Raw genomic sequence first — 13720 nt, forward strand, 5'->3', positions numbered from 1 at the left:
TCACGACCGGGTCCGCGAACACCGCGTGACACGTGGTCTACGGCATCAGCCGACGCCCGCGTACGAGTGCATCCCAGTCGTTACGAGGTTGATGAAGAACAGGTTGAACACGGTGAGCGCGAAGCCGAGCGAGTTGATCCACGCGGCGGGCCGGCCGCGCCACCCCGCCGTCGCCCGCGCGTGCAGGTACGCCGCGAACACGACCCACGAGACGAACGCCACGGTCTCCTTCGGGTCCCAGCCCCAGAACCGGCCCCACGCCGCCTCGGCCCAGATCGCGCCGCAGATGATGCCGATGGTGAACAGCGGGAACGCGAACACCGTGCTGCGGTAGGCGAGCCGGTCGAGCACGTCGGCGTCGGGCAGCCTCGTGAACCGCGCGCGGCCCGAGGTCTTCAGCAGGTACAGCACGCTGGCCACGCCGGGCACCAGCAGCACGCCGCTGGACACCGAGATCACCGAGACGTGCACCACGAGCCAGTACGACTGCAACGCGGGCTGCACGGGCGCGGCGTCGGCGTAGAGCACCGTGCCGCCGAGGAACATCAGGATCACGATCGGCACGAGCACGAAGCCGCCGAGCTTGCGGACGTCGAACGTGCGCGACAGCACGAGCCACGTCACGACGGCGGCCAGCGTGAGCAGCGAGCCGTACTCGTACATGTTGCCCCACGGCGCGCGCTCGGTCGCGAACCCGCGCAGCACCAGGGAAGCGGCCTGCAGCAGCGCGCCGAGGACGGTGAGCGCCACGCCCATGCGGCCGAGGCGTTCGGCGCGGGACCGCTCGGGCTTGGTGACCCGGCCGGGCGTCCACGTGCCGTCGGCCCGCGTGCCGCCCGCCGCGACGGCCCCGGCGAGCTCGCGGGTCTTGGCGGGCCGGGCGAACGCCGCCTCGCACAGGTACAGCACGGCGGCGAAGAAGTAGATCGCCACCGCCGCGCCGTAGGTCCAGTCGCTGTAGGTCGCCAGCGTCGTGTTGACCGGCATCAGCTCTCCTCCTTGTCGGCGGGCGGGTCCGGGGAGGGGACCAGGTCACGGGCCAGCACCGTGAACTCCTCGCCGTACCCGGCCTGATCAGTGCGCGCGAGGCCGCCGACCTCGACAACGGTACGCCCGTCCTCCCCCGGCGAGGCCCGCACCCAGACGCGGCGGCGCTTGATGCTCAGCGAGACGGCCAGACCGAGGATGACCAGCACCGAGAACACCAGCACCCACACCTGGGTGGGGTCGTGGGACACCTGCAGCGACACCCAGTCGCGCACGCCGTCGAAGCGGATCACGGTGCCGTCGTCCAGGGTGAGCTGCTCGCCCCGGACGAGGTTCTGCCGGGCGACCTTGGTCAGCTTGCCGTCCTGCACCATCTTCTGGTCGATCGAGAAGATGGACTGGCCGCGCCCGGAGTCGGTGCCCAGGTCGCCGCGGTAGACGTCGATCGCGACCGCCGGGTCGTTCGCGGCGGGGAACGCGGAGTCGAGCAGCTCGCCCTGGAAGGCGGCGGTCGGCGCGAGCAGGCCGGTGATCGCGAGCTGGCTCTTGCGGCGCTGCTCGGCGTCCGGCACGTTCGGCGGGTCGAACTTCGTCGCGCCCTCCGAGGCGAGCGTGACCTGGTCCACCGGGCGCCACTGGGTCGCGCCGGTGCGGGTCTCGCCGTTGGGGAAGGTGACGGTGAACAGGGGCGTGTAGCCGTGGCCGAGCAGGTAGAGCCGGTCGCCCGCGGTGCGCAGCGGGCTGTTGACCTCAAGCGGGTACGGCCGCCAGGTGCCGGTCTCGAGGTCCGCCCCGGACTGGTACTGGATGTTCGCGCGGAAGCTCTCCGCCTGGCCGTTGTGCAGGTAGGAGGCCTCGAAGTCGTCGACCCGCACGCAGAACTGGTTGAGCCGCGTGCCGTCCACGCGCAGGCCCGGGCGGAACGAGTCGTAGTTGTAGACGCCCGAGTTGCAGAACTGGCCGCCGGCGGACTGGACGATGACCTGGCCCTCGTAGCCGAACATCTTGCCCAGCGCGAACGCGACCAGCAGGCCGAGCAGCGAGAAGTGGAACACCAGGTTGCCGGTCTCGCGGAGGAACCCGCGTTCGGCGCTGATGGTGCGCGCGCCGTCCGGCTCGTCGCGGACGACCGTGCGCCAGCCCTTGAGCCGGCGGCCGGCGCGCTCGATGACGGCGTCCGGCGACGAGGTCGTGGTGGCCGACGCGTGGTGGGGCATGCGGGTCAGGTTGCGCGGCGTGAGCACCGGCTTGACCCGCATCTGCTTGAAGTACTCCCACGTGCGCGGCAGCAGGCAGCCCACCAGCGACACGAACAGCAGCACGTAGATCGCGGAGAACCAGAAGCTCGCGTAGACGTCGAAGAACTGCAGCCGGTCCAGCAGCCGGCCCCACCAGCCCTTGTCGGCGATGTACTCGTCGACCTTGAACGAGTTCAGCGAGCGCTGCGGCAGCAACGCGCCGGGCATCGCGCCGAGGGCGAGCAGGAAGAGCAGGGTCAACGCGGTGCGCATGGCCGTGAGGCCGCGCCACGTGTTGCGCAGGAAGGCGAGGACGGCGCGCACTACAACGGCAGTTCTAGGTCGTTGATCACGGCGTCGCGCAGCCAGGCGACGAAGTCGCCCCACAGGCCGGTGACCAGGGCCACGCCGACGCCGATGAGCAGCGCGCCGCCGAACACCTGCACCTGGCGGACGTGCGAGCGCAGCCAGCCGGTCGTGCGGACCGCCCAGCGCGCACCGACCGCGATGAGGATGAACGGCAGGCCGAGGCCGAGGCAGTAGGCGAGCACGAGGACCGCGCCGCGGGCGGAGACCGAGCCGACCTCGGTGCTGCGGGCCAGCGCCATCACGCCCGTCAGCGTCGGTCCGAGGCACGGGGTCCAGCCGAGCGCGAACACGCCGCCGAGCAGCGGCGCGCCGAGCAGGCCCGCCCTGGGCGCGCGGTGCAGGCGGACGTCGCGCTGCAGGGCCGGGACGAGGCCGATGAACACCAGGCCCATGGCGATGGTGATGACGCCGCCGACGCGCTGGAGCAGCTCGGCCTGGATGAGGAACAGGTCGGTCAGGCCGAGCACCACGAACGACATCAGCGCGAACACGACGGTGAAGCCGAGGACGAAGAGCAGCGCGGCGCCGGCGACCCGCCAGCGACCGCGCTTCGCGGTCTCGCCGTCCGCGACGGCCGGCGCCTCCGCGCCGACCAGGCCCGCGAGGTACGCGAGGTAGCCGGGCACGAGCGGGACCACGCACGGTGAGGCGAACGAGATCGCCCCGGCCAGCACCGCCACCCCGGTCGCGAGCAGGATCGGGCCGGAGGTGGCCAGATCGGTCGGGTTCACGTCGTCCAGCGTAGGTATCCGCACCTTGACGCCGTGCACCGGCATCCCTTATGGGCGACCCACGTCACAGGATCGAGGTCATCCGGTTGGCGCTGCGGCAGGTCGTTGAGACGGCCTTGATACCCGATCCAGTGAATGTTTAAACGCGACCATCAACCCTTGTGGGTTAGCGGTCGACTCCATAGCGTGACGGTCATGCGCGCACACCGGCTCACCCTGCCCGTGCTGGCCGTCGCCTTCGCCGTCGTCGCCGCTCCCCTGCCCGGCGGCGCCGCGGAGGCCGGCGGTCCCGGCGCGGAGTGGGTGGAGGTCTTCTCACCCGACGGCACGATCTCGCGGACGCGGGTCGCGGTCGCCGTCGAGACCAGGGCCGCGCCCGGCGAGGTGGCCGCCGACGTGGTGGCCGTCCAGGAGACCGGCGCGCCCGACCAGCGGTTCGACCTCGTCTTCGTCGGGGACGGCTACACCGCGGGTGAGATCGGCGTCTTCCACGAGCACGTGGTGGGCAAGTGGGAGGAGCTCTCCGCCGTGGAGCCCTTCCGGTCCTACCGCCAGTACTTCAACGTCTGGCAGGTCAACGTCGTGTCGAACCAGTCCGGCGTGGACCACGACCCGACCCTGGGCACCAACCGCGACACGGCGCTCGACATGGGCTTCTGGTGCCAGGGCCGCGACACCCAGACCGAGCGCCTGCTGTGCGTGAACCAGACCAAGGCGGGCCAGTACGGCGCGCTCGCGCCGCAGGCCGACCAGGTCATCGCGCTCGGCAACACGGCCAAGTACGGCGGCGCGGGCGGCGGGGTGGCGACCGCGGCGGGCGCGAACGACCAGGCGGGCCAGATCGCCGTGCACGAGCTGGGCCACTCGATCGGCGAGCTGGCCGACGAGTACGACTACCCGTACGACCGGTACAGCGGCGAGGAGCCGGCCGAGGTCAACGTGACCGCGGACCCGACCGGCGCGAAGTGGTCGGCCTACCTGGGCCAGGCGTCACCGGACGGCGGCGTGGTCGGCGCGTTCGAAGGCGCCCGCTACCACGCGCACGGCCTGTACCGGCCGACCGACAACTCGATCATGCGCACGCTCGGGCGCGAGTTCAACCTCGTCGGCCGGGACGCGATGGTCGAGGCGTTCCGGGCGAAGGTGCCCGAGCTGCGCTGACCGTCACGACTCCGCGGCGAGGTCCTTGACCAGCGGGACCAGGTCCGAGGCGATCACCGCCCCGAGGAACGCCGCCGCCACCCGGTGCTGCTTGTCCAGCACGAACGTGGACGGCACGGCGTTGGGCGGCAGGCCGCGGAAGGCCAGCATCGCCCGCCCGGACTCGTCGTAGATCGACGGGTAGGCCAGGTCCCGGTTGGTCATGAAGTCGCGGGGCGACTCGGTCGAGGACTCCTTGACGTTCACGCCCAGCACCCGCACGCCGAGCGGCCCGGTCTCGTCCTGCACCTTCTGCAGCTCCGGGGCCTCGGTCCGGCACGGCCCGCACCACGCGCCCCAGATGTTGACGATCACGACCTTGCCCGCGAAGTCGTCCAGGGAGACGGTCTTGCCGTCCTCCATCAGGCTGGGCCCGGCCAGGCCCGTGACCTGCTTGCGCTCGTCGCCGTCGTAGCGCAGCTTCGTCTCGCCGTTGGGCGCGACGAGCTGGAACTCCGAACCGGCGACCACCGCGTCGTCGCCGGTCGAGCAGCCGGTGAGGAGCAGGAGCGCCACGGCGAGGCCGGCGAGCGGGGACCCGGCCCTCATGCCCCGGTCACCCTCGGGTTCGTCGCGCCGGCGGGCTCGGTGTAGACGACCCGCACCAGCTGCTCCCCCTCGAACACGAGGCTGGTCAGCGACGCCAGCGAGCACTCGCGGCGACGCGGGTCGTGCCACATCCGCTTGCCCTCCAGGAACCGGCGCAGCGTCCAGATCGGCAGCTGGTGCGACACGCACACGGCCTCGTGGCCCTCGGCGGCGGACCGGGCCCGCTGCACCGCGCCGAGCATCCGGTGCGCGATGGCCAGGTACGGCTCGCCCCACGACGGCCGCAGCGGGTTGACCAGCTTCGGCCAGTGCCTCGGCGAGCGCAGCGCGCCGTCGCCGACGGCCACCTTCAGGCCCTCGAACTTGTTGTCCGCCTCGATCAGCCGCTCGTCGGTGTCCAGTTCGAGGCGGTGCGAGTCGGCGATCGGGGACGCGGTCTGCTGCGCCCGGTCCAGCGGGGACGCGACGACGTGCGCGATGTCGTGGTCGGCGAGGTGCTCGGCCACGACGAGCGCCTGCTTCTGGCCCCGTTCGGACAGCTTGAAGCCGGGCAGGCGGCCGTAGAGGATGCCGGTCGGGTTGTGCACCTCGCCGTGCCGCAGCAGGTGGACCACCGTGCGGCTCACTGGGTCGCCTCCGCGGCGGCGCGGGCGGCGTGCGGCAGGGCGTCGGCGATGACCTGGAAGTCGTCGTCGGTCATGGCCGCGTTGACGAACCACGCCTCGAAGGCGCTCGGCGGCGCGTACACGCCGCGGTCGAGCAGGGCGTGGAAGAAGGGCGGGAAGCGCCACGTCTCGGCGCGCTGGGCGCCCGCGTAGTCGGTGACCTCGGCGTCGGTGAAGAACACGCTGACCAGGTTGCCGGCGAACTGGACGCGGTGCGCGACGCCCGCCTCGGTGAGCGCGGCGGTGAACAGCGCGCCCAGGCGCGTGGCGTTGGCGTCCAGGGTGCGGTAGACGTCGTCGGTCGCGGCGCGCAGCGTGGCCAGGCCCGCCGCCACCGCGACGGGGTTGCCGGACAGCGTGCCCGCCTGGTAGACGGGGCCGGCCGGGGCGAGCTTCGACATCACGTCGGTCCGGCCGCCGAAGGCCGCCGCGGGCAGGCCGCCGGACATGACCTTGCCGAACGTGTAGAGGTCGCCCTCGACGTTCTCCAGGCCGTACCAGCCGGCGCGGGAGACGCGGAAGCCGGTCATCACCTCGTCCATGACCAGCAGCGCGCCGTGGTCCCGGCAGAGCTGCTTGAGCTCGGCGTTGTGCCGGGGCGCGATGGCGCCCATGTTGCCCGCCGCGGCCTCGGTGATCACGCAGGCGATCTCGTCGGGGTGCTCGGCGAAGGCCTGCCGGACGGCTTCGACGTCGTTGTAGGGCAGCACGAGGGTGTCGGCGGCCTGCGCGCCGGTGACGCCGGGCGAGGTGGGCAGGCCGAGCGTGGCGACCCCGGAGCCGGCCTGGGCGAGCAGCGCGTCCACGTGGCCGTGGTAGCAGCCGGCGAACTTGACGACCTTGCGGCGCCCGGTGAAGCCGCGGGCCAGCCGGATCGCGCTCATGGTGGCCTCGGTGCCGGAGTTGACCAGGCGGACCTGGTGCACCGGCGCGACCCGGTCGATGATCTCCTCGGCCAGCTCGATCTCGCCCTCGGTGGGCGTGCCGAACGACAGACCGCGCACGGCCGCCTCGCGGACGGCGTGGACCACGTCCGGGTGGGCGTGCCCGAGGATCATCGGGCCCCACGACGACACCAGGTCGACGTACCGGTTGCCGTCGGCGTCCCACAGGTGCGGTCCCTCGCCGCGCACCATGAACCTCGGCGTGCCGCCGACCGAGTGGAAAGCCCGCACCGGGGAGTTCACGCCACCGGGGATCACCGCCGCCGCGCGCTCGAACAGTGCCTGGGATCGCGTCGCTGTCACGCCGTCCAGTCTCACACGTCGGGTTCTTCGCCCTGCTTCCGACCACGGGTGCGCACGGCGAGCACGGTCTGGCGCACGGCGTCGAGCAGCAGCACGCCCGCGATCGTGACGAGGCCCACCGACGCGCCGATCCAGTTGCCCTTGAGGCGGGTGGACTCCAGCGGCGGGTGGTCGGGCACGGGGTAGCTGTAGCGCAGGACACCCCGGTTCCAGCACCACACGGCGAACACCACGAGCAGGGCGATGAGCACCACCTCGCCGGCCGCGACGAGCGCGCGCCTCGGCTGGTGCAGCGTCGGCCCGCCCGGTTCCGGCTCGGGTCCCGGCACGGTCTCGGTCTCGGCGGTGGCCGCAGTCACGTCGGTCAGCCTCTCATGCCCGGGTCGCTCGTCACGCACGTGTGCTCACCAGCTTCGCGATCTCGGCGCGGAGGGCGTCGGCGTCGCGGGCCCAGCCCATCACCACCTCGCCGCCGACGAGCCGCAGCGGCACCGCGGTCGTGCCGCGCGGCAGGGTCCAGGCGCCGCCGAGCACCTTCACGCCCGCGCGCGGTTCGACGCCTTCGACGGCCTCGACGTCGCCGAGCCTCAGCTCCTCGCGGCCCTGGCGCAGGGCGACGGGGGTGAGGCGGACCTGGTAGAGGCGGCGGCGGGCCTGCACCCAGAGGGCGGTGGGCAGGAGCAGGACCAGCGCGACGACGAGCCAGAGCAGCGGGCGGGCGGCGCCGGTCGACGCCTCGACGCCGAACCCGAGCGCGGCGAACACCGGGCCCCACAGCAGCGGCCACCAGGACGTGCCGGACTCGGCGTAGAGGATCGGCTGGTCCACCCGTCAGCTCCCCGAGAAGTACTGCCGGGTGCCGGGCAGGAAGCTGAACGCGGACGCGGCGGCGGGCAGCGCCAGCCGCAGCACGATCACCACCCAGGACACCCCGGTGGTGTCGCCGTCGCGGGCCGCCACGATCGCGGCGGCCAGGGCGAGGACGCCGATGACCAGCGCGCCGCCGCACAGGCCGAGCCGCGCGTGGTAGCTGCCGCCGAGGAGCAGCACCGCGCCCCAGACGTACGCGACGGCCAGGCACGCGCTGGTGAACAACGCCATGATCGGCCCGAACCCGGTGACCGCGCCGTCCTCGGCGAGCGTGCGGACGAGCGAGCCGACCGGCCAGGACAGGGCGGTCAGGAGCCAGAGGACGAAGGAGACGACGACGGCGGTGGGCCGGGGCAGCGCCGCGGTGTGCTGGTCGACGTCGCGCATCTGTCCCGGGTACGGGGACGGGTAGGGCATCTGCGGGCCGGCCTGCGGGTGCTCGACGGGCCGCATGGGCCGGCTGTAGGGGTCGAACGGCGGCTGCGTCACCTCGCCGCCGACCTGGTGTAGGCGTTCGACGCGGGCAGGTACATCGACACGAAGCCGAGCGCGCAGACGCCGAGGAACACCCACGACCACGCCACGCCGACGACCCAGTCCACGTACGTCACGCCGGAGGCGAACATCAGCATGGCGACCAGCCCGAAGGCCGCGACCGGCAGGCCGAGGACGGTGAGCAGGACGCGCGCCCAGTTGCGGCCCGAGCGGAGCTTGGCCGCGGCGATCACGAACGGCACGGACAGCACCGCGAACCCGAGCGCGAACAGGGCCGGGGTCAGCCGCGCGGCCACCTCCGCCTGGCCGCGGGTCAGCGCGTCGGGCCGGTCCGCGGAGTCGCGCAGGAGGTCGTCGGTCAGCCCGTCGATCCCGGTGTAGAACAGGCCGGGCAGCGCGAGCACCACCAGCGCCGCGCCGGCGATCCAGCACCACGAGGCGACGGTGGCCGTGACGGGGCGGCGGGGCGCGTACTCGCCCGAACCGACCGGCGGCATGGGCGCGGACAGCCGGAAGCCGGGCGGCAGGGGCGCGTCGGACCGCCCCTGCCCCGGCAGGTCGACGTGGTGGAAGGGCGAGGCGTACGGATCCGGTTCGGACATGGGGTTCTCCGCAGGGGTCAGTGCTGCTTCACCCACTGTGCCGTACCGGGGAGCCAGGTGAGCGCCAAACCGACGGCGATCAGCAGCAACGTCACCAGGTTCACGGCACTCGCGCCGGGCAGCACGATCCACAGCACGTGCAGCACGGCCACACCGGTGAGCACACCGCGTGACCACCGCCTGCCCCGCCTGAGCAGCCACCCGAACAGGCCGTAGCCGATCGTGAAGGCCACCGCGACGACGGTCAGCTGCGCCAGCAGCCCCGGCACGGCGGCCGGGTCGTCGCCCGCGCGGACGGCGGCCTCCTCGAACTCGGCCCGGCGCAGCCACAGCACGGCATTCTCCACCAGCAGGAACACGCCGAGGGCGAGCCACACCGCGACCGCGCCGCGCACCACCGCGGGCGGCTGCCCGGTCATCCGGCTCGCTTCACCGAGTCGAAGTAGGCCTTCGAGGCGGGCAGGTACAGGGTCACCACGGCGGCGGCCACGACCAGCACGATGACCAGGCCGACCAGCGAGAACCCGATCAGGTGGTAGATGAACACGGCGGCGCCGAGCACGGTCAGCGCGATCCGCGCCCAGTTGCGGCCCGCGCGGGCCTTCATCGCGAAGAGCACCATCAGCGCGGCCAGCACGATGCCGATGATCACGACGACCACCAGGATCGCGGTGACGGTGGACTCGAGCTGCTCCACCGTGATGCCCGGCGTCGCCGGTGCCTTGCGCGCCTCTTCGAGGGCGGCTTCGCGCTGGGTGAGCACGAGCACCGACGACACGACGAGCAAGATCGCGCCGGCCAGCCAGAGGAAGAACGACAGGCGGACTTCCTTCGGCTCCGGCACGGCGGGCCGCTGCGCGCCGTAACCGGCCAGCTCCGAGTCGCTCAGCGGCGGCGGGGCGGGCGTGTAGGGCTGCTGCGGCTGGTACGGCTGCTGCGGAGGTCGGTTGTCAGGGTCCTGTGGGCTGCTCACGCCCGTGAACGCTAGAGGCAGGCCAGGTGGCTGTCCACCGCGACAGCCGGTGGACAGCCACCCTGTGACCCGACGAGGTCAGGCGGCCTTGAAGTAGTAGTTCGAGTCGGACTTGAACATGAACACGATCGCGCCGACGATCGCCACGAGCTGCACCAGGCCCAGCAGCGCCTGGAGCACGCCCAGGAAGCCGACGGCGAACAGGATGCCGATCGCGAGCAGGCCGATCAGGCCGAGGATCGCGGCGATGCCGCCCAGCACGGTCAGCAGGATGCGTGCCCAGTTGGCGCCCTTGCGCATCTGCATCACGACCAGGACCCACACCACGGCGATGGCGAGGCTGAAGATCAGCGACCCGTAGCTCGGCTGGACGTCGACCGCCGTCGAGCCGAGGTTGAACTCCTTCAGCGTCTCTCGCGCCACGGCCTCGGCGGTGAGGAACCCGATCAGGTTCGCCACGACGCCCACGCCCGCCGCGACCAGCCAGAGCAGGTAGGCGGTGTCCACGGACTTCGGGCGGGCGGGGCGGCGCAGCTCGCTCTCGTTCAGCGGCGGGGCCTGCGGCGGGTAGCCGGGTTGTTGCGGCCGGCCCTGGTTGTAGGGGTCATTCGGATTGGTCATGCACCGGACCGTAGGAGGGACGCGGCATTGCGTCGACCGGGAATCACAATCCGTTAGCTACCTGTGGTGGCGTCCCACTGACCGAACGCACTGATCGGAAGTACCCGGAAACTGCCGGCTGGTACATCAGGACCACGGCGGTCGCGTCGATCAGCATCGTGACCACCCCGAACGCCAGGTCGACGCCGTCGACCGCCAGGCCGAAGGCCGCCGCGAAACCGGAGAAGGCGGCGACCAGCCGCACCACGCCGAGGAAGATCCCCGCGCCGGCGATGACGGTGAGCAGGACCCGCGCCCAGTTCCGGCCGCCGGCCATCCGGTTCGCCAGCAGCGTGTAGACCAGGATCAGGCCGACCGCGATCAGCAGCCCGAACACGATGCCACCGGTCGCGGCGGCGTCCAGGTCGTCCTGGCTCAGCTCCGGCTGCCGCACGCGCAGCTCGCGGATCAGCATCTCCCGGTCGCCCAGCTCCACCATGAACCGGACCACGCCGATCGCGGCGCTGAGGATGAACAGCCACCGCGCGAGGTCGATCGGCTTCGGCGGGGTCGGCTTGGGCCGCTTGGCCGGCTTGGGGGCGTTCAGCGCGTTCGTCATCCGCGGTCCAGCCAGGCCGCGGCTTCGACGGCCCAGTAGGTGAGCACGATGTCCGCGCCGGCGCGGCGGATCGACGTCAGCATCTCCAGCACGGTCCGCTCGCGGTCGATCCAGCCGTTGCGGGACGCGGCCTCGACCATCGCGTACTCGCCGGAGATCTGGTACGCGGCGACGGGCACGTCGGAGACCTCGGCGACGGCCTTGAGCACGTCGAGGTAGGGCAGCGCGGGCTTGACCATGACCATGTCGGCGCCCTCGGCGAGGTCGAGCGCGACCTCGCGGAGCGCTTCACGGGCGTTGGCCGGGTCCTGCTGGTAGGTCTTGCGGTCGCCCTGGAGCTGGGACTCGACGGCGTCGCGGAACGGGCCGTAGAGGGCGGACGCGTACTTGGCGCTGTAGGCGAGGACGCCGGTGTCGGTGTGGCCGGCCTCGTCGAGGGCGGCGCGGATGAACCCGATCTGGCCGTCCATCATGCCGCTGGGCCCGACGACGTGCGCGCCCGCTTGGGCCTGGGCGACGGCCATCTCGCCGTAGACCTCGAGGGTGGCGTCGTTGTCCACGGCCCCGTCGGGGGTGAGCACGCCGCAGTGGCCGTGGTCGGTGAACTCGTCCAGGCAGCAGTCCGACATGAGGACCGTCGAGTCGCCGAGCTCGTGGCGGAGGTCGCGCAGGGCGGCGTTGAGGATGCCGTCCGGGTCGGTCGCGCCGGAGCCCACGGCGTCCCGCTCGGCGGGAACGCCGAACAGCATGATCCCGCCGACACCCGCCTGGACCGCCTGGACGGCGGCTTTGCGCAGCGACTCGCGGGTGTGCTGGAAGACGCCCGGCATGCTCTGGATCTCGGTCGGCGCGGTCGCGCCTTCCTTGACGAACATGGGCAGGACCAGCTGGCGCGGGCGCACCGTGGTCTCGCTGACCAGGCGGCGCATGGCCGCGGTGGTGCGCAGGCGGCGGGGGCGGTGGGACGGGAACACGGCGGGTACTCCCTGTTGCTTCAGGCAGGTGCTCTCAGGCAGGTCCGGATCGCGTCGGGTCAGGACCTGCGCAGGCGCTTGGTCTTGCGCGGGGGCGGGAGGGCGCCTTCCGCGCGGAGCCTGGCGGCGTGCTGGGCGAGGGCGTCCACCAGGGCGGGGACGTTGGCGTCCTCGGGTTGGACGTCGACGCGCAGGCCGAACTCGCGGGCCGTCTCGGCGGTCTGCGGGCCGATGCACGCGACCAGGGTGCGGGCGTGCGGCTTGCCCGCGATGCCCACCAGGTTGCGGACCGTGGAGGACGAGGTGAAGCAGACCGCGTCGAAACCGCCCGACTTGATCATCTCGCGGGTGTCCGCGGGCGGCGGGGCGGCGCGGACGGTGCGGTAGGCCGTGACGTCGTCGATCTCCCAGCCGCGATCCCGCAGGCCGGCCGCCAGGGTTTCGGTGGCGATGTCCGCACGCGGCAGCAGGACGCGGTCCACCGGGTCCAGTATGTCGTCGTACGGCGGGAAGTCCGCCAGCAGTCCTTCCGAGGACTGCTCGCCGGACGGGACCAGCTCCGGGATGATGCCGAAGCTGCGGACCTTGGCGGCCGTGCTCTCGCCGACGCAGGCGATCTTCACGCCGGAGAACGCGCGGGCGTCCAGGCCGAACTCGCGGAACTTCTCCCAGACGGCCCGGACGGCGTTGGTCGAGGTGAAGACGACCCACTGGTAGCGGCCGTCGACCAGGCCCTTCACCGAGCGCTCCATCTGGGCGGGGCTGCGCGGCGGCTCGACGGAGATGGTCGGGACCTCGACCGGGATCGCGCCGTGGGAGTGCAGCCGGTCGCTCATCGCGCCCGCCTGCTCCTTGGTGCGCGGGACGAGGACGCGCCAGCCGTACAGGGCGCGGGACTCCCACCAGGAGAGCTTCGGCCGGCCGGCCACGGCCGCGCCGACGGTGACGACCAGCGGGCCGCCCAGGTCGCCGGCGTCGGCGGCCAGGGAGGCGAGCGTGGTGTCCACGGTGCGCTGGCCGAAGCCGGTGCCGTCGCAGGTCACCGCGACCGGGGTCTGCGGGGCCAGGCCGTTCTCCACGAGCGACGACGCGGCCTCGGCCAGGTGGCCGCCGGTGGCGTGCAGGACGAGCGTTCCCGGCGCGGCGGCCAGGCCGGACCAGTCGGTCACCCCCCGGACGTCGGCCTCGGTGTGGACGGCGCCCAGTGCGACGCCGGCGTAGGCGGGCACGGCGGTGCCGGCGGGGACGCCGGGCACCACGTCGAAGGCGATCGTGGTCTTGGAGACGGCTTGCGCCTCCTTCACCACGGAGTCCAGGGTCAGCGGGTCGCCGGCTACGAGGCGGACCACGGCGTGGCCGTTCTTCGCCTCGGCGACCAGGTCCTTCGCGACGTCGGCGGGATCGCCCACGGCGGGTCGCACCTCGACGCCGTCGGGTACCAGCGCCACCACCTCGGCCGGGACGTCCGGGTCCGTGACCACGAGCTCCGCCTTGTGGAGCAGGTCGCGGGCCCGGACCGTGAGCAGCCCGGTGTCGCCCGGACCTGAGCCGACGAACGCGACTCGGCCGGGGGTCTTGCGTGCGCGGGTCATCAGGGCACT

The 13720-nt window shown here is 72.5% G+C and carries 17 protein-coding genes; 1 reads left to right on the forward strand and 16 read right to left on the reverse strand.

Going from position 1 to position 13720, the window contains the following annotated elements; genetic code table 11:
* Window positions 1–45: 45 nt before the first annotated feature.
* From ccsB to IOD16_RS34520, 3 genes are read right to left on the reverse strand one after another with little or no spacing between them, the layout of a single operon-like run.
* A complete protein-coding gene (ccsB, locus tag IOD16_RS34510; RefSeq protein ID WP_201437769.1) occupies window positions 46–987 on the reverse strand; it encodes a c-type cytochrome biogenesis protein CcsB in 942 nt (313 codons plus the stop codon).
* Entirely contained in the window at window positions 987–2549 is a 1563-nt protein-coding gene (resB, locus tag IOD16_RS34515) for a cytochrome c biogenesis protein ResB (RefSeq protein ID WP_442978074.1), read from the reverse strand. The genes ccsB and resB overlap by 1 nt, the downstream gene beginning before the upstream one ends.
* Complete coding sequence (locus tag IOD16_RS34520; RefSeq protein WP_201437770.1) at window positions 2549–3325, reverse strand: cytochrome c biogenesis CcdA family protein; 777 nt, start codon at window positions 3323–3325, stop codon at window positions 2549–2551. The genes resB and IOD16_RS34520 overlap by 1 nt, the downstream gene beginning before the upstream one ends.
* Window positions 3326–3520: 195 nt before the next feature.
* On the opposite strand from IOD16_RS34520, the gene IOD16_RS34525 reads away from it, so the two are divergent.
* Entirely contained in the window at window positions 3521–4486 is a 966-nt protein-coding gene (locus IOD16_RS34525; protein ID WP_201437771.1) for a M64 family metallopeptidase, read from the forward strand.
* A gap of 3 nt (window positions 4487–4489) precedes the next feature.
* On the opposite strand, the gene IOD16_RS34530 is transcribed toward IOD16_RS34525, so the two are convergent.
* The 13 genes from IOD16_RS34530 to IOD16_RS34590 all read right to left on the reverse strand — a co-directional run bounded on the left by IOD16_RS34530 (window position 4490) and on the right by IOD16_RS34590 (window position 13711).
* Window positions 4490–5074, reverse strand: a complete 585-nt coding sequence (locus IOD16_RS34530; RefSeq protein ID WP_201437772.1) for a TlpA disulfide reductase family protein — start codon at window positions 5072–5074, stop codon at window positions 4490–4492.
* Window positions 5071–5700: a histidine phosphatase family protein gene (locus tag IOD16_RS34535; RefSeq protein ID WP_123745171.1), complete on the reverse strand. Its 630-nt coding sequence runs from the start codon at window positions 5698–5700 to the stop codon at window positions 5071–5073. Before IOD16_RS34535 ends, IOD16_RS34530 begins: the two co-directional genes overlap by 4 nt.
* Entirely contained in the window at window positions 5697–6986 is a 1290-nt protein-coding gene (hemL, locus tag IOD16_RS34540; RefSeq protein ID WP_123748274.1) for a glutamate-1-semialdehyde 2,1-aminomutase, read from the reverse strand. The genes IOD16_RS34535 and hemL overlap by 4 nt, the downstream gene beginning before the upstream one ends.
* Before the next feature lie 11 nt (window positions 6987–6997).
* Complete coding sequence (locus IOD16_RS34545) at window positions 6998–7345, reverse strand: hypothetical protein (protein WP_201437773.1); 348 nt, start codon at window positions 7343–7345, stop codon at window positions 6998–7000.
* A 31-nt stretch (window positions 7346–7376) separates the two neighbouring features.
* Window positions 7377–7814 carry a hypothetical protein gene (locus IOD16_RS34550; protein WP_123745169.1) on the reverse strand — a complete coding sequence of 146 codons (438 nt, stop codon included), beginning with the start codon at window positions 7812–7814 and terminating at the stop codon, window positions 7377–7379.
* Window positions 7815–7817: 3 nt separating this feature from the next.
* Window positions 7818–8345 (reverse strand): hypothetical protein, encoded by a 528-nt coding sequence (locus IOD16_RS34555; RefSeq protein WP_201437774.1) that lies wholly within the window; start codon window positions 8343–8345, stop codon window positions 7818–7820.
* Window positions 8342–8953: a hypothetical protein gene (locus IOD16_RS34560; protein ID WP_201437775.1), complete on the reverse strand. Its 612-nt coding sequence runs from the start codon at window positions 8951–8953 to the stop codon at window positions 8342–8344. Before IOD16_RS34560 ends, IOD16_RS34555 begins: the two co-directional genes overlap by 4 nt.
* Window positions 8954–8970: 17 nt before the next feature.
* A complete protein-coding gene (locus IOD16_RS34565; RefSeq protein WP_123745166.1) occupies window positions 8971–9372 on the reverse strand; it encodes a hypothetical protein in 402 nt (133 codons plus the stop codon).
* Window positions 9369–9926, reverse strand: a complete 558-nt coding sequence (locus IOD16_RS34570; RefSeq protein ID WP_201437776.1) for a hypothetical protein — start codon at window positions 9924–9926, stop codon at window positions 9369–9371. The genes IOD16_RS34565 and IOD16_RS34570 overlap by 4 nt, the downstream gene beginning before the upstream one ends.
* Before the next feature lie 78 nt (window positions 9927–10004).
* The gene (locus IOD16_RS34575; RefSeq protein ID WP_201437777.1) at window positions 10005–10547 is read right to left on the reverse strand and encodes a hypothetical protein; all 543 of its coding nucleotides are present in this window, start codon (window positions 10545–10547) and stop codon (window positions 10005–10007) included.
* A 43-nt stretch (window positions 10548–10590) separates the two neighbouring features.
* Window positions 10591–11145, reverse strand: coding sequence for a hypothetical protein (locus tag IOD16_RS34580; RefSeq protein WP_201437778.1), 555 nt, complete (start codon window positions 11143–11145; stop codon window positions 10591–10593).
* Window positions 11142–12119 (reverse strand): porphobilinogen synthase, encoded by a 978-nt coding sequence (gene hemB / locus IOD16_RS34585; protein ID WP_201437779.1) that lies wholly within the window; start codon window positions 12117–12119, stop codon window positions 11142–11144. The genes IOD16_RS34580 and hemB overlap by 4 nt, the downstream gene beginning before the upstream one ends.
* 59 nt (window positions 12120–12178) lie before the next feature.
* A complete protein-coding gene (locus IOD16_RS34590; protein ID WP_123745161.1) occupies window positions 12179–13711 on the reverse strand; it encodes a uroporphyrinogen-III synthase in 1533 nt (510 codons plus the stop codon).
* Window positions 13712–13720 lie beyond the last annotated feature (9 nt).

Origin of the sequence: Saccharothrix sp. 6-C (assembly GCF_016695385.1) — a bacterium.
GTDB lineage: Bacteria > Actinomycetota > Actinomycetes > Mycobacteriales > Pseudonocardiaceae > Actinosynnema > Actinosynnema texasense.